This window comes from Streptomyces sp. NPDC007808 (assembly GCF_042868655.1).
In the GTDB taxonomy this organism is placed as follows: Bacteria; Actinomycetota; Actinomycetes; order Streptomycetales; family Streptomycetaceae; genus Streptomyces.
In genome coordinates this window covers 430442-445184 of sequence record NZ_JBIAEQ010000003.1, presented here as the reverse complement: position 1 = coordinate 445184, position 14743 = coordinate 430442, and the positions used below count along the sequence as shown (strand labels likewise).

The 14743-nt window shown below is 65.5% G+C and carries 12 protein-coding genes and 1 tRNA gene; 7 read left to right on the top strand and 6 right to left on the bottom strand.

Going from position 1 to position 14743, the window contains the following annotated elements; translation table 11 throughout:
• Nucleotides 1-68: 68 nt before the first annotated feature.
• Nucleotides 69-887: an SAM-dependent methyltransferase gene (locus ACFYNL_RS13795; RefSeq protein WP_388801651.1), complete on the top strand. Its 819-nt coding sequence runs from the start codon at nucleotides 69-71 to the stop codon at nucleotides 885-887.
• Nucleotides 888-1056: 169 nt separating this feature from the next.
• Here ACFYNL_RS13795 and ACFYNL_RS13790 read toward each other — a convergent pair whose 3' ends face one another.
• Complete coding sequence (locus ACFYNL_RS13790) at nucleotides 1057-1977, bottom strand: helix-turn-helix domain-containing protein (RefSeq protein WP_388801648.1); 921 nt, start codon at nucleotides 1975-1977, stop codon at nucleotides 1057-1059.
• 132 nt (nucleotides 1978-2109) lie between these two features.
• Complete coding sequence (locus tag ACFYNL_RS13785; protein WP_388801645.1) at nucleotides 2110-2340, bottom strand: DUF397 domain-containing protein; 231 nt, start codon at nucleotides 2338-2340, stop codon at nucleotides 2110-2112.
• 198 nt (nucleotides 2341-2538) lie between these two features.
• Between ACFYNL_RS13785 and ACFYNL_RS13780 the strand changes: the two genes are divergently transcribed.
• From ACFYNL_RS13780 to ACFYNL_RS13770, 3 genes are all read left to right on the top strand, one after another.
• A complete protein-coding gene (locus tag ACFYNL_RS13780; RefSeq protein WP_388801642.1) occupies nucleotides 2539-3102 on the top strand; it encodes an ATP-binding protein in 564 nt (187 codons plus the stop codon).
• A gap of 173 nt (nucleotides 3103-3275) precedes the next feature.
• Complete coding sequence (locus tag ACFYNL_RS13775; protein WP_388801639.1) at nucleotides 3276-3473, top strand: hypothetical protein; 198 nt, start codon at nucleotides 3276-3278, stop codon at nucleotides 3471-3473.
• A gap of 97 nt (nucleotides 3474-3570) precedes the next feature.
• Complete coding sequence (locus ACFYNL_RS13770; RefSeq protein WP_388801636.1) at nucleotides 3571-4683, top strand: ABC transporter substrate-binding protein; 1113 nt, start codon at nucleotides 3571-3573, stop codon at nucleotides 4681-4683.
• A gap of 38 nt (nucleotides 4684-4721) precedes the next feature.
• On the opposite strand, the gene ACFYNL_RS13765 is transcribed toward ACFYNL_RS13770, so the two are convergent.
• The 4 genes from ACFYNL_RS13765 to ACFYNL_RS13750 form a co-directional block, all read right to left on the bottom strand.
• Nucleotides 4722-7772 carry a type I restriction endonuclease subunit R gene (locus ACFYNL_RS13765; RefSeq protein ID WP_388801633.1) on the bottom strand — a complete coding sequence of 1017 codons (3051 nt, stop codon included), beginning with the start codon at nucleotides 7770-7772 and terminating at the stop codon, nucleotides 4722-4724.
• 41 nt (nucleotides 7773-7813) lie between these two features.
• A complete protein-coding gene (locus ACFYNL_RS13760; protein WP_388801630.1) occupies nucleotides 7814-8389 on the bottom strand; it encodes a restriction endonuclease subunit S in 576 nt (191 codons plus the stop codon).
• A complete protein-coding gene (locus ACFYNL_RS13755) occupies nucleotides 8386-9963 on the bottom strand; it encodes a type I restriction-modification system subunit M (protein ID WP_388801627.1) in 1578 nt (525 codons plus the stop codon). The genes ACFYNL_RS13760 and ACFYNL_RS13755 overlap by 4 nt, the downstream gene beginning before the upstream one ends.
• A gap of 255 nt (nucleotides 9964-10218) precedes the next feature.
• A tRNA-Arg gene (locus tag ACFYNL_RS13750) sits at nucleotides 10219-10318 on the bottom strand.
• Between the two features lie 603 nt (nucleotides 10319-10921).
• On the opposite strand from ACFYNL_RS13750, the gene ACFYNL_RS13745 reads away from it, so the two are divergent.
• The 3 genes from ACFYNL_RS13745 to ACFYNL_RS13735 all read left to right on the top strand — a co-directional run bounded on the left by ACFYNL_RS13745 (nucleotide 10922) and on the right by ACFYNL_RS13735 (nucleotide 14276).
• Nucleotides 10922-11668, top strand: a complete 747-nt coding sequence (locus tag ACFYNL_RS13745) for a hypothetical protein (protein ID WP_388801624.1) — start codon at nucleotides 10922-10924, stop codon at nucleotides 11666-11668.
• Between the two features lie 681 nt (nucleotides 11669-12349).
• Nucleotides 12350-13636, top strand: a complete 1287-nt coding sequence (locus ACFYNL_RS13740; protein WP_388801621.1) for a helix-turn-helix domain-containing protein — start codon at nucleotides 12350-12352, stop codon at nucleotides 13634-13636.
• Between the two features lie 49 nt (nucleotides 13637-13685).
• Entirely contained in the window at nucleotides 13686-14276 is a 591-nt protein-coding gene (locus tag ACFYNL_RS13735) for a hypothetical protein (protein WP_388801618.1), read from the top strand.
• Nucleotides 14277-14743 lie beyond the last annotated feature (467 nt).

Genomic DNA, 14743 nt, shown 5'->3' with positions numbered 1-14743 from the left:
CTCCCGTCTCCCTAGGATGTGTTGTCGTTCGAGGTGATCTCCTCGGCCGGCCTGCCCCTGGGGGAACGATGGAGCCTGGAAAGCAGCTGTCCACATCGATCGACGCCACGGTTCCGACCGCCGCGCGCATGTACGACTACTACCTCGGCGGCAAGGACAACTACGCCTCCGACCGAGCCGCCTGCGAGGAGCTGGACAAGGTCGTCCCCAGCACCCGCGCCCTCGCGCTGAACAACCGGCGCTTCCTGCAGCGGGTGGTCAGGACGCTGGCCGAGGACTACGGCATCCGGCAGTTCCTCGACCACGGCTCCGGCCTGCCCACGCAGAACAACGTCCACCAGGTCGCCCAGGCCGTCGACCCCTCCGCGCGCGCGGTGTACGTCGACAACGACCCCATGGTCCTGGTTCACGGCCGCGCGCTGCTGGAGCAGAACGAGAACACCGCCGTCATCCACGCCGACATGCGGGCCACCGACGCCATCTTCTCCCACGCCGAGACCCGGCGCCTGATCGACTTCTCGCAGCCGGTGGCCGTGCTGTTCAACTCGGTGTTCCACTGCATCCCCGACAGCGAGAGCGACGGCCCGCTCGCCGTGTCGCGCCGGGTGATCGAGCACCTCGCGCCAGGCAGCTTCGCGGTGATGTGCCAGCTGGTCAGCGAGGACGCCGAGGTCCGCGACTTCGTCACGAACTTCATGGACCAGGCGACCCAGGGGCACTGGGGCCGGGTGCGCCAGGAGAAGGACGTCGCCCAGTGGTTCGAGGGACTGGAGATCCTTGAGCCGGGCCTGGTCGAGGTGTCCACCTGGCGCCCGGACACCGAGGTCGCGCCCCGCCAGCTCACCCAGGAGTGGATCGAGTTCGGCGGGGTCGGCCGCCTTCCCTGAGCGGCCGGGCCCGCCGCCCCCCCCCGGCGCGCACGTGCGGGAGCGTGACGACCACCGGCCCGGCCCCTAGGGGCGGCGGGCCGGGCCACACGACGCCGGGCCGCCCGGAACCACCGGGGCCCAAGGGGCGGCGGAGTGCCAGTACCAGGGGGCGGCCGGAGTGCCGGTACTAGGACGCGCCGGAATACCGGGCCTTGGTCGCGCGCAGGCGCTCCAGCGACTCGCGCGGGTTGAGGGCCTCGTCGCCCAGCCGGTCCAGGGCGATCCGGTACTCCTCCGTCTCGTCCTGGTCCTCCAGGAAGGCGGCGCTCCTGATGTGCTCCAGATAGACGATGTCGGGCAGATCCACACCGCCGAAGCGCAGATAGGTGACCGGTATGGCGGGCGCGGAGGCGTTGGTCACGTCCAACGGGACGATCTGCAGGGTCACATGAGGCAGCCGCGCCATCTCCTCCAGGTGCTCCAGCTGCTCGCGCATCACGTCACGGCTGCCCAGCACCCGCAGCAGCACCGACTCGTCGACGATCGCCCACAGCAGCGGCGCGTCCGGGCGGTTCAGCAGCTCCCGCCGGCGCATCCGCAGCTCCACCCGCCGCTGCACCTCACGGGCCGACGCGGACGGCAGCCCGCGCTCCACCACCGCGCGGGTGTACGCCTCGGTCTGCAACAGTCCCGGAACATACTGGAGTTCGAAGGTACGGATGGCCGTCGCCGCCTCCTGCAGTCCGACCAGACGGTCGAACCACTCGGGCATCAGCCGCTTGTCATAGCGCTGCCACCAGCCGGGCTCCCCGGCCCGCCGCAGCAACTGCAGCAGCAGCGACGCCTCGTACTCGTCCGCTTTGTACAGCTCCAGCAGCGCGCGGACGTCGGCCTCGGTGGGCGGCCGACGGCCCTTGCCCGCCTCGATGCGCGAGAGCTTGGCCGGGCTGAACCCGACGGCGCGCGCCGCCTGGTCCTGGGAGAGGCCGACGTCCTCCCGAACGCCCGCCAGCTGGACGCCGACCAGCATCTTCAGCAAGGTCGGCGCGGGCTCGGAGCGAGTCAGATACGGCTCTAGGCGCGAGATACGAGGTGACTCCGCGGACATCCTGACTCCCCGTAGACCGGCATACGACAGACCGCATTATCGCATCCCGCCGCCCTGTGTCGTCGGAACCGCGGGAAATGGTGTTATCAACTTCCGTTTCCCACAGGCGTTCTGACGTGACGTCGGCTCGCCTCACGCCAGGTGGTCGAACTCCCCGTCCTTGGCACCCGCGAGGAAGGCGGCGATCTCGGCGGGCGTGTAGACGAGGGCCGGCCCGTCGGGATCACGGGAGTTTCGCATCGCGACGCTGCCGTCGCCCAAGGTGGCGACCTCGACGCAGTTGCCCTCGGCATTGCTGTGCCGACTCTTCATCCAGCGGACGCCCAACGAGCTTGCCCGCACGCCGTTCGGTGCTGTTGGCACTGCACTCTCCTTGCTCACGTTCCGCCACGTGCGCGCCCCGCCGCCCCGGTGGGCCCGGACCGCCTCACGTGCTCTGCGACGGCACCGCTCGCGCAATTTCCCGTGAAATTGCACGGAGGAGCCGTCGGCGTGGATAATAGTCCGTGGCGTCAACTGCTGTGCAGTGGCCCCGTACTGACCATGTATCAGGGAGACGTTGTGTCCTTACCTGCGTACGAAGGGCTCCGACTGCCCGGCAGTGCTGTGTCACGGACGGACGCGAGCGGGACGCCGGACGCTTTGCCGGGCGACCCGGGCCGACGCCACCTCACCCGTGCGCAACCGCCGCGCACCTCCCCCCGCTCGGCCGCCCTGCGCCTGACCGGCCTCGAACGGGACTGCTGCCAGGCCCGCGACTTCGTCCGCCGCACCCTCGACGACTGGGCGCTGGACCACTGCGGCGACGACGCCCTGATGGTGGTCACCGAACTGGCCGCCAACGCCGTACTCCACGCCGTACCGGAGTGCGCGGCGCCCGTCCCGCTCCCCGGCGAGGCGGAGATCTGGCTGCGACTGAGCCTGCGCCGCCCCGCCCACCTCGTCTGCGCCGTCACCGACCCGAGCGACCACCCGCCCGTGTACCCGCACCGGAGCGACCCCCTCGACGAGCACGGCCGCGGGCTGCGCATCATCGACGCCCTCGCCGAGCACTGGGGCTGGACCCGGCACCAGCCCATGGGCAAGACGGTCTGGGCCATGCTGCCGACCGGCCGCGAGGTCTGATCCGCCGACGGCCCAGGTCGGGGCGTGCACGGGACATTTTCACGATGGGCGCCGGGGGGTCACGATTCCTCCTCAAATACGATCCTTCGGCTGTGTTGTATGTGTTGCCGGGCAGGGACCCCCTGTCCGACTCCACGAGCCTGACGGCGACGACCAGCGAAAGGATCGGCATAGTGACGCTCAGTCGTGCCGAAAACGTTCACCTGCCGATCTACGAGGATTTGGTACGCGAACGCGGAGACGTGGTGGCCGAGGCCCAGATGGCGGCCGCCAGCACCGAGGGACAGGCGGCGGAGCTGCTGGGCGGCGGTGACGCCGCCGACTGGGGCGGCGAGCAGACCGGACCCCGGTCGTCCACCGACTTCGGGTGACCGGTCGGCGCCGGGTGACCGGGCCGCGCTCCGGGCGCCGGCGGGCAGCTCCGCCGCGATGGGTTCCGGCCGTGTCACGAGTCTGGAGACGCCGCACATGAACACACCATCACGGCGACCTGGAGCGGAAGGCTCCGACCACGCCACCATCCGGATCGGTGCTCTCGTCCCACTGTCCCGGCCGGGGTGGGTCGAGGCGGGCCGGCACCTGCTCGCCGGACTCGAACTGGCCGTCGGCGAAGTCAACGCCACCGGAGGGATACACGGCACACCACTCGACCTGATCGTCCGGGACACCGCCGCCGATCCACAGCGAGCGGCGGCGGCCATGGACGACCTGGCCGGCCTGGGCGTGGCCGCCGTGGCGGGGGAGTACCACAGCGTCGTAGCCCGCGCCGCGGCCACCAGGGCCGACGCCCTCGGCGTGCCCTTCCTCTGCTCGTCAGCGGTGCTCGACGCCCTCACCGACACTCCGACCGGATGGGTCGCCCGCCTCTGCCCGGCGCAGTCGCACGGCTGGCGGCTCTACGCGGACCACCTCCTCACCGCGGGCCACCGCCGTATCGCCGTGGCCACCGAACCGAGCGTGTACTGGGCGTCAGGCGTACGCGTCCTTCGGGAGCGCCTCTCCCCACACGGCGGCACCGTGACCGAACTCGACGCGCGCGCCCTCGACCCGACGGCCCTGTGCGACGAACTGGTCAGCCACCGTGCGACCGCCCTCCTTCTCCTGGTCGGCTTCCCGGAACCGGCGGTGCCGATCGTCAAGGCCGTCCGCCACGACCAGCGCCTCGCCGAGATCATGATCGGCGCTCCGGCCGGGCAACCGGAGTTCACCGAATGGCACAGGTCGCTGGGGGACGACGGTGCCGCGATCCCGTTCCTGCGCTACCTGCCCCAGCACCTCGGCCCCACCGGCGCCCGCGTCCGGACCGCCCTGCGCGAGCGACTGGCCGAACCGCCCTCCTTCGTGGCCTTCGAGGGCTACGACACCATCGCCGTCCTCGCCGACACGCTGCGCGCGCACGGGCCGGACCGGGCGCGCATCGCCGCGTCGTGGTCGGGCCTCGCGGTCGAAGGGACCCGCGGGCGGATCCGGTTCTCGCGCACGCCCGGCATCAACGTGTGGCAATGGGTCTGGCCGCCCGTCCAGGTCGTGGACAGGGACCCGGCACACCCCGACCGCTTCCGGGTCCTCGCCGCCACCTGACCACGCGGGCCCGCGCGCACGCGGGCCGCAGCGCGGGATCAGGACAAGCCGGAGAACCGGTCGAAGAAAGCCTTGAGCTTCTGCAGTACGACGGCCTTCTTCGCACCGTGGTTGTCCTTGCGGGCGAACCTGGAGACCGGGGGAAGGATCTTCGTGATCGCGGTACCGCCGGCCGGGATGCCACCGCTGCGGAACGCGTCCTCGACGAAGGCACGGGCGGGCTCGGGCCGCAGGTTCTCCTCGGCGATGATCTGCTCAAGCTCGTCGAGCTTCCTGCGGGCGATGTACGCCCGCCAGGCGTCGTCGGCGCGGCTGTCGGCGGAGATGGCGTCGACGAACTCCATGACCAGGTCCTTCTTGTTGCGCAGCGAGACGCTGGCATCCACAGCGCGGGCGATGTTGTCGCGAGCCTCCAGCTGCTTGTCGACGCCGTTGCCCTTCTGCCTCTGGTACTCGCGCACCAGCATCAGGATGTAGTCGACACCGACCTCGACCTGCTTGACCAACTCGATCTCGAAGACGACGTCCTCGCCTATGGACTCCTTGTCCCCCTCGGCGGCCCGGCGGAAGCTGTCGTACAGGTCCAAATACACCGACTGGTAGTCCTGCAGGTCCCGCGGGGCGAGAATCTCGTCACCGGCGAACTCGTCGAAGGCGACCAGGACGTTACGCAGGCTCAGGATCGAACCGAACAGCGTGATGAAGTCCTTCTGCGCCTGCTCCCCGACGATCTCCCTGCCCAGCGGGAACCGGCCCAGCAGGTCGGCGGTCCTCTGCCGGTACTTGGCGTGGTGCTCCCCGTACGGCGCGATCTTGACGATGCCGGCCGCGTCCTTGTCGCCGAACAGCGCCAGCGCGTCGTCGACCGCGTCCCCCAGATCGCGGAAGCAGACGATGTTGCCGTAGCTCTTCACCGAGTTGAGGATGCGGTTGGTGCGGGAGAACGCCTGGATGAGGCCGTGCTGCTTGAGGTTCTTGTCCACCCAGAGCGTGTTGAGCGTGGTGGCGTCGAACCCGGTCAGAAACATGTTGACCACGATCACCAGGTCGACCTCACGGCTCTTGAGCCGGCCGGACAGGTCCTTGTAGTAGTTCTCGAACTTCGCCGACGAGGTGTCGTACGAGGTGCCGAACATGCCGTTGTACGTCTGGACCGCGTCCTCCAGGAACTCCCGCGAGTCCCTGTCCAGACCGTCGGCCTCGAAGTCCTCCTCGCCCAGCAGCCCGTCGGGGGCGTCCTCGTTGGGGGCGAACGAGTAGATCAGCGCGACCTTGAGACGCTCGTACCGCCTGCCCGCGGCCCGGGCGGTCTCCTCCCGCTCACGCTGCAGCTTCTCGATGGCGTTGTAGTAGCGCTTGGCCGCGTCGATGGAAGCCGTGGCGAACATCGAATTGAACCCGCGCACGCGCTTGTCCTTCAGCACGTACCCCGCGCCACGACGGGTCTTGTGGTCGAAGTGGTCCAGGACGTACTCGGCGATCATGCGCACCCGGTCGTGATGCAGCAGCGCCGACTCGGTGTCGATCGCGGTCACCCGCTTGTCGGTGGCCCGAGGCGCGGCCTTGAGGGTGTTGACGTAGTCGATCCGGAACGGCAGGACGTTCTTGTCACCGATGGCGTCCACGATCGTGTACGTGTGCAGTCTCTCCCCGAAGGCCTGCTCGGTCGTACGACGCCTCGGGTTGCCGCTGGTCCCGGCGTTGTCCGCGAAGATCGGCGTCCCGGTGAACCCGAACAGGTGGTAGTGCTTGAACGCCTTGGTGATCCTGGTGTGCATGTCGCCGAACTGAGAGCGGTGGCACTCGTCGAACACGATCACCACATGCTGGTCGTAGGCGGGATGCCGCCTGTTGCCGTTGACGAAGACCGAGAGCTTCTGGATCGTGGTGATGATGATCCGCGCGTCCGGGTCCTCCAACTGCTTCTTGAGCACGGCGGTCGAGGTGTTGGAGTTGGCCGCGCCCTTCTCGAAGCGCTCGTACTCGCGCATGGTCTGGTAGTCGAGGTCCTTGCGGTCCACGACGAACAGGACCTTGTCGACACCGTCCGTACGGCTCGCCAGCTGCGCGGTCTTGAAGCTGGTCAGGGTCTTGCCCGAACCGGTGGTGTGCCACACGTATCCGCCGGCGTCGACGGTGCCGGTGCGCCGGTGGTTGGTGGACGTCCGGATCCGCTGCAGGATCCGCTCGGTGGCCACGATCTGATAGGGCCGCATGGCCAGCAGGTTGCGCTCGACGTCGAACACGCAGTACCGGGTCAGGACGTTCAAAAGAGTGCGCTTGGCCAGGAACGTCCTGGTGAATCCCGGCAGGTCCGCTATCCGCCTGTTGTCGCCGTCGGCCCACCAGCTGGTGAACTCGAAGGAGTTGGAGGTCTGCTTACGGCGACGCCTGCCCGCGGTCTCGTCGACGTGCCGGTCCCGCGTGGTGTTCGAGTAGTACTTCGTCAGCGTCCCGTTGCTGATGACGAACAACTGCACGTACTCGAACAAGCCCGACCCGGCCCAGAAGGAGTCGCGCTGGTACCGGCTGATCTGGTTGAACGCCTCGCGAAGGTCCACACCACGCCGCTTGAGCTCGACGTGGACCAGGGGCAGGCCGTTGACCAGGATCGTCACGTCGTACCGGGTGGCACGACGGCCTGTGGACTCGTACTGGTCGATGACCTGCAGCCGGTTGTTGTGGATGTTCGCCTTGTCGATCAGCGCGACGTTCTCGAAGGACCCGTCCTCCCGGTCGAGGATCTGGACATGGTCCTCCTGGATACGCGCGGTCTTCTCGACTATGCCGTCATGGACGCCGGCGATCTTCTCGGAGAAGAACGCCTTCCACTCGGTGTCGGTGAACGTGATGCCGTTCAGCGCCTCAAGCTGAACGCGCACATTGGCCACGAGGTCGTCCTCGCTGCTGACGGCCAGATACTCGTACCCCTGCCCACATAACTGGGCGATGAATGCCTTTTCGAGCTCGGACTCACTCTGGTACCGCTCCGATTTCACGGGTTCGGGCTCGTACTCGGCGATGACGGTCGACTCCTCGCTGACCGCGATCGGTTCGATCTGCCCCTCGGCACCGGAGCGGATGAGCATGCTGCAGCCTTCTCTCTGGAATGTCTACCGGCCTGAGTTCGCTAAGGAATGCTGAGCAAGGCGTCGCGAAAGTACGCGTACTGCTTCCGCCGGGCCTTCAGCTCAGCCTCCAACGACTCCTCCAGCTGCTCCTGGAGGGACGTCAGAGAATCAAGGAGGTCGGCGATCTCCCGCTGCACGGAAAGCGGCGGAACGGAAATGGAAACCTGCTTGATCTTGCCGACGGAGATCCCCGGTTGGGCGGACTTGGTCGCGTACTGATTGAGATCCATGGCGATCAGCTTGTAGTAAGCCCAGTCGATGTCCACACCCTCGCGCGCCTTCGTCGCGACAGCGTGCTCCGTCGCGTAGAACTTCCCCGACACCCGCGTCACGTTTCCGCACAGGGCGCCTTGGCGGCCGACCAGCAGATACCGGCCGTCATGGCTGTACGTCGACACATACCCGCGATGCCCGTTCGCCCCGTAGCACGGATAGGGCGTTTCGCTCGAAGCGGCCTCGGAAATCTTCGAAGCCGGGACGTGAACACCGGCCTTCATGTCGAAGAGATCCCCGAGGGTCTTCGTGGTGAAGTCTTCGGGGGAAGCGCCGGCGAGAAACTTCTTGAGACCGATCACTTCAGGCTTCCTTCGAGCTCGGCGACGATGGTGTCGATCTGGGCACGCAGAGCGGACTGGCGGGTGACGATCTGCTCGATCTCGGAGTTCAACACCGTGATGTCGACGGCTTCCCGGGTGTCCTCCTTCTCGACGTACGACGAAACGGAGAGGGTGTAGTCCAGTCGATCGGCGATCTCGTGGTGGTCGACCAGGCGGGAGAAGTGCGCGACGTCCTGGCGGGCGACACAGGCGTCCAGGATCCTGGCCAGGTTGGCCTCGGACAGCATGTTCTTGTTGCCTCGCCGGACGAATTCGGCGGATGCGTCGATGAACAGCGTCTTGTTGTCCGTCTTGGCCTTCTTGAGCACGATGACGCACGTGCCGATCGTGGTACCGAAGAAGAGGTCCCCGGGCAGTTGGATGACCGCGTCGACGAAGTTGTTGTCGATCAGGTACTTGCGAATCTTCTTCTCCGCGCCGCCGCGGAAGAGCACGCCGGGGAACTCGACGATCGCGGCGGTGCCGTTCTCGGCCAGCCACGACAGGATGTGCATCGTGAACGCCAGGTCCGCCTTGGACTTGGGGGCCAGCACGCCGGCCGGCCTGTACCGCTCGTCGTTGATGAGCAGCGGGTTGCTGTCGCCCTCCCACCTGGTGGAGTACGGCGGATTGGACACGATGGCCTCGAAGGGCTCCTCGTCCATGTGCGCCGGATCGGTGAGGGTGTCGCCGTGCGCGATGTCGAACTTCTCGTAGTTGATGTCGTGCAGGAACATGTTGATCCGGCACAGGTTGTACGTGGTCAGGTTGATCTCCTGACCGTAGAACCCCTTGCGGACCTTGTCCTTGCCGAGCACCTTGGCGAACTTCAGCAGCAACGACCCGGATCCGCAGGCGGGGTCGTACACCTTGTTGACCTCGCTCTTGCCGATGACGGTGATGCGCGCCAGCAGTTCGGAGACCTCCTGCGGGGTGAAGAACTCACCACCGGACTTGCCCGCGTTGGAGGCGTACATCGTCATCAGGTACTCGTAGGCGTCACCGAAGGCGTCGATGGTGTTGTCGGCGAACGAGCCCAGGTTCAGATCCCCGATGGCGTTCAGGAGCTTACGGAGCTTCTCGTTGCGCCTGGCGACCGTCGGACCCAGCTTGGGGCTGTTGACATCCAGGTCGGCGAACAGCCCCTTGAAGTCGTCCTCGCTGTCGGTGCCCTGGGCCGACGCCTCGATGTCACTGAAAACGTCGTGCAGGGTCTTGTTCAGGTTCTCGTCCTTGGCGGCACGCGCGCGCACATTGCGGAAGAGGCCGGACGGCAGGATGTAGAACCCCTTCTCCTCGACCGTCTCGCCCCGACCGACCTCGGCGTCGCGGTCACTCAGGTCCGCGTAGTCGAACCCCGCGTCCCCCGTGGCCTGACGCTCCTGCTCATTGATGTAGGCCGTCAGGTTCTCCGAGATGTACCGGTAGAACAACATCCCCAGGACGTAGGCCTTGAAGTCCCAGCCATCGACACTGCCCCGCAGATCGTTGGCAATCCGCCAGATGGTCCGGTGCAGCTCAGCCCGCTGAGCTTCCTTGTTGTCGCGCGTCACGAGGACATTGTCCCAGCCGCCACTGACACCGAGACCGCTCCGCCGACTCCGGGCACCCCCTCCACAACAGCACGTGACGGACCGCGCACGGAGTGCAACACAACCACCGAAACTCCCGACCGACCACACCCGCCCGCTCGGGAACCCACTCAGCCCTCGGCGTACGGCCGCCCGAGCGGTACCGCTACGGAAACGCAAAGACCCCGCACCCAGCGAACTCGCTGGTAACGGGGTCTTCAGGCACCTCATACAGGGTGCCCCCGGCAGGATTCGAACCTGCGCACACGGCTCCGGAGGCCCTGTGAGTCTGACGCATAACGCCAGGTCAGCGGCTTTCGCTGACCCCGATGGGGCCGCTCCGTCCACGAATAGGCCGCGCGCCGCCCGGATGCTTACTCCAGCAGGATCTCCTCCGGGCGACGGTTGGTGACTGCGGTCTCGCGCACGCGCAGTATGTGTGCGATGCAGCCTTCGAGGTCTCCACCGTGATCATCTCGGGCCATGCCCCTGAGCTCCCGGGCCAGATCCAGGCCGTTGACCCAGAACGATCGGATACTGGCCTTCGACCATCTCGGTCTGTGCTGGCACGGAGTAGGCCCCGGTCGTGACGTAGACGCCGATCCAGCCGCGGCGGAGTCGAGCCGGGCTTGCAGGCGAGCAGTCAAGTGCAATTCGACACTCGACACCTGGCGGCGCGCGGTGCAGATCCGGGCCGAACCTGGAGGTTTACAAGCAGGCGCTCCTGCGCTAAATTCTGCGACGAAGCCGGAGCTATCCGGCCACCGAAGTTTCCGGCTTTGGTGCTGATTGGTGTAATGGTGTGCGAATTTGAGCCGGTCATTTCGCACAAGAACACGCTCACCTGGTGAGAATTCCTCGGTTCGATTCCGAGGTCGGCAGAGTTTATCAATCGTGGTAGATTCTGCCGACTTCGGCAATTAGACCCTAGGGGAATTTCTTGGAGCGCGAGAAGCGCTATCGCGCACACATGCGCAACATGGAGGCCCTCGAAACCTCTTTCGAGGTGGCCAGTAGGTCCTGCAAGGAAGCCATTCGACACGGCGATGAGCACGAGATCGTTGCGCTTACCCGGACCTGCGCTCTCCTCCTTGGTGCAACACTCGAGGACCGTCTGATGACGATCATCAGCTCACCCGATTTTCCGGAGTCCAGTGAGCAGCGCGTCATGAACGAACGAACAGTTCTCGACATGTGGAATCAGGTACTCATTGAGGCGTTCGCGGTCCGCTATAAAGTACCCCGCTCGAAGGTCCCCTCCGCCTTGCCATACACCAGTGCGGCCTACTTTGCAGGCATGAAGTCGGTGATTGATGACTGGATGGAGCCACTCATCAATACCAGGAACTGCTTGGCACACGGTCAGTGGATCGTAGCCTTCAACGAGCAGCGCAATGGTGTTAACCAGGATCGAACCAAGAGACTGAATGCGCTGACCCTTTGGCACCTTCGTCTGCAAAAGAACATGCTGAAGCATCTGGAGCGGCTCATTTTTGACCTTACGGTCACCCAGTATGCGTTTGAGCGTGACTTCGACAGACATTGGGCGAATCTAAAGGCCGCTCAAATTAGGATTTCGGCAGATAAATCAAAAGAGTGGGAACTCCTCCTCCAGCGCCGTCACCAGAGAGGGAAGGCGCACACCAGACGCAATTATCGACGGCTTATCGATGCTGGACTCATCTAGGCGATCCGGTTGCGATCAAGGTCGGTGGAGCCTTATGAGCGAGTCAAGCTGGCGAGCGATCTTGAAAACCGTCGTGGCGCGAGTCACCGTGAGTTCAAATCCCACGCCCACCACCAGGTGAAACGGCCCCCTGTCCTGCTACCAACCTCTACCGAACAGGGGTTGCAGGGTGGCCGCTACACCTGATGTGACGGTGAGTATGCCGCCCAGGCTGGCCAGCGTGGTGGTCGCGATCTGGAACAGTTCATGTCGGAGTCGGGCCCACCGAGCACTCCAGAAGATCATCTTGAGCTTCTGCCACTTGTGCTGGCGGAGGTGACAGCCCATGAGAGCGCCGTCGCTGTTGTTGCGACATGAGCCCCCGCGCCCTTCGGCTCCGCACCAGACGGGCATGTTGAAGAAGAAGTAGAAGGGGCGGTCCCAGACAGGACAAGGAGCACGACCGGTCCGAAGTCGAAGGTCAGCCAGCCTGCGATGAGCACGGTAAAGACGACCCAACCCCGGTACTTCCCGAATCACTTCATGCGCGCCGATGATTCAGCTCCGCTCGGGCTGGGGGAGCGGCGCGTTGGGGGCGCACGGGAGGATTGTCTCGGCGCGGCTGGCATTGAATGCTGGCGGGCTTCCATTCTCGGCCGCCGATGTAAAGAAACCGTGTGCGCCGAAGGGTGCAGGAACGCCATGCTGATGACCATGCCGAACCTCGCACATCCCCTGTTCAGCGCCCCCGTCGAGTTGATCGACAGCGAGATGGTCCGCAACTTCCTGGCGCTGGAGCTGGAGGAGAGTTTCACCCTCGACTACAAACGTAATGTCGATGCGGTGTCTGACACCGTCGCAGCCATGGCCAATAGCTACGGCGGCATCGTCCTCATCGGCGTCGACGCCCACCCCAAGGACAAGAACCTGCCCGGGGACCTGGTCGGAGTCAAGGCGATCGACAAAGACCGGCTGGTCAGCAAGATGGCGACCACCTTCGACCCGCCTGGCTGGACGCCTGATGTCATCCCGGTCACAGTGGACGACCGGCTCCTTCTCGTAGTGCGGATTGACCCGGACAGCGTGCCCCGCCCGCTGTTCCACCAGGGAGTCGTCCGAGTCCGTCTGGACGGCCGTAACATTCCCGCTGACCGCCGCCTCGTCCACACACTTTTCCAGCAGGCCGCCGATCCGATCCTTGCCTACACCGGTCACCCGCGCTTCATGCCCGACCACCGCTCGGCCACACGCTTCCAGAGGGCTGCGTCACCGCCTGACCTGGTCATCCGTGCCGCGGTGTCCCAGCCACTGCGGAGGGACGCCGCCCGTCTCCGGCTGCACGGCACAACGGTCGACGCCCTCATGCGGTCGCTAAGCGCACCCAGCTTGACGGGCGCATACCCGCTGCCGGAGCGGCTGCACGCGCTTGTGCAGCGGGTAGCAAGTGGCCAGCGCATCGAGCCATGGACGATCGATCCCGAACACGGGAATGGTCGTCACGTCCGGCTTGGCGCCGGCCATGCCATCCCTGGTCCGCATCAGACAGGCATACTCCTGGAATGCACTGCCATGCTGCCTAACGGCGGCAGCAGCCTGGACGTCTTCTTCGACCTGGTGCTCTGGACCAGTGGCAAGAGGATCGCGAACGACTTGTGGGTGCAAGCGTGCTACGAAGCCGTACGCGCGCTGGTCCGGCAGGCGCTACCCACCCTCACGCTCGAACTGCTCGGCACAGCGTCGATCCCCACGCCGCCCGTCGAACTGCACATCGCCGCCGGCGTGAATGGGGACCCATGGTTGGAGAGCACACTCAATACTGACCTTCTCGGCGACCGGACAGGCACAGGTCGCCTCCGCGGCGGCAGCGAGCACCTGAACGAAGAACTCGTGGCCGCTGGCGACCTGCCGAACGCGGTCATCCAAGCCCTGCGCAACATGGCCCTGGATTGGCGCTACCTCCATCCCAAGTTCCCGGTGCTGCACGACTGACCAGCAACCGGACTAAAGCGGGCGGTACGTCGACGGCATCATGGTCGTCATGGATGCTGGGATAGCTGCCGTGCTGGGCGCGGGAGTGGGAACAATCGGCATGATCGTAACTGGCTGGACTGCAAGATCAGCAACCAAGATGCAGATGCGCAATGAGTCACTGCGTGAGCGCAGGGAGCCACGAAGAGCTTCCTACGAGGCGTTCTCATCTGCCGCTGCTGCGTTCCATGATCACTTACAACCCTGGGTGCACTTCGGGCGGCTCCTCGACCAGCCGAATACTGCCGGGGATGAGGAAACGAAACCTATCTCGCACCTGAAGCACAGTGAGTTCAAGGATGGTTACGTGGACAACGCCATTGCACTTGCTGACGAGGTTAGCCGCTTCGGCCAGCATGTTGTCCTGGACGGGCCGGCTGAACTCGAACCGTTCGTGACCAAGGTGACGGAGTTGTCGAGTGGTCTCGTTGCCCCGTTCCGAATCTTGCAGAGCTTCGCTCGCATCAGTGACGACGTGGGTGACTCGATCGTCGCCTACGACACCTCAAAGTTCTCGAAGAAGCTAAAGCAGCTGGACCAAGCTGTTCGAGAGTTCCTTCAGCATGCGAGTGCGACGCTGGACCGTGACGTCCCCAGTTGACGAGTCTCCATGACCCAGTCATGCCTTGCTGCCTGGGTCATGTAGCACCAGGTTGGAAGATCGTGTATGCGGGTGCGGTCTGAGCTGACAAGACGCTGACCTGCGCATTCCTGGGGCGTTCTCCGACGTTCCCCACTGTTTCCCGACGGTTCCCGTCCGGCCGGGCACGCGAAGGGCACGCCAAGTTCCGCGATCTCTACGGTCTGCACAACAGGGATGCCTGTGCGCTGTGTTACCGTGCTAGACGGAAGGTGCGTGAGCCCAGGTGGTTCACCCCATCCCCCACCTGAGGGCGCTCGGCCAGGTGCCGAGTCATCAGGACGGTGGTCCCTATGGTCTGCTGCTCCGGCAGCGGCAGGTCCCAAGGGAGTGAACCACCCACGACAAGGAAGGCTGTTCGTTCCAGGGGAACGAGGCTTTGTGGCTGGAGGGGCTCGGCTCCCCAGGCACAGCTGACGTAAAGCGTT

What these genes read in the sequence shown, in the direction of transcription:
- ACFYNL_RS13795 (WP_388801651.1), top strand. Translation starts at nt 69, where the DNA reads ATGGAGCCTGGAAAGCAGCTGTCCACATCGATCGACGCCACGGTTCCG.
- ACFYNL_RS13770 (WP_388801636.1), top strand. Translation starts at nt 3,571, where the DNA reads ATGAACACACCATCACGGCGACCTGGAGCGGAAGGCTCCGACCACGCC.
- ACFYNL_RS13740 (WP_388801621.1), top strand. Translation starts at nt 12,350, where the DNA reads ATGCTGATGACCATGCCGAACCTCGCACATCCCCTGTTCAGCGCCCCC.
- ACFYNL_RS13790 (WP_388801648.1), bottom strand. Translation starts at nt 1,977, where the DNA reads ATGTCCGCGGAGTCACCTCGTATCTCGCGCCTAGAGCCGTATCTGACT.
- ACFYNL_RS13765 (WP_388801633.1), bottom strand. Translation starts at nt 7,772, where the DNA reads ATGCTCATCCGCTCCGGTGCCGAGGGGCAGATCGAACCGATCGCGGTC.
- ACFYNL_RS13735 (WP_388801618.1), top strand. Translation starts at nt 13,686, where the DNA reads ATGGATGCTGGGATAGCTGCCGTGCTGGGCGCGGGAGTGGGAACAATC.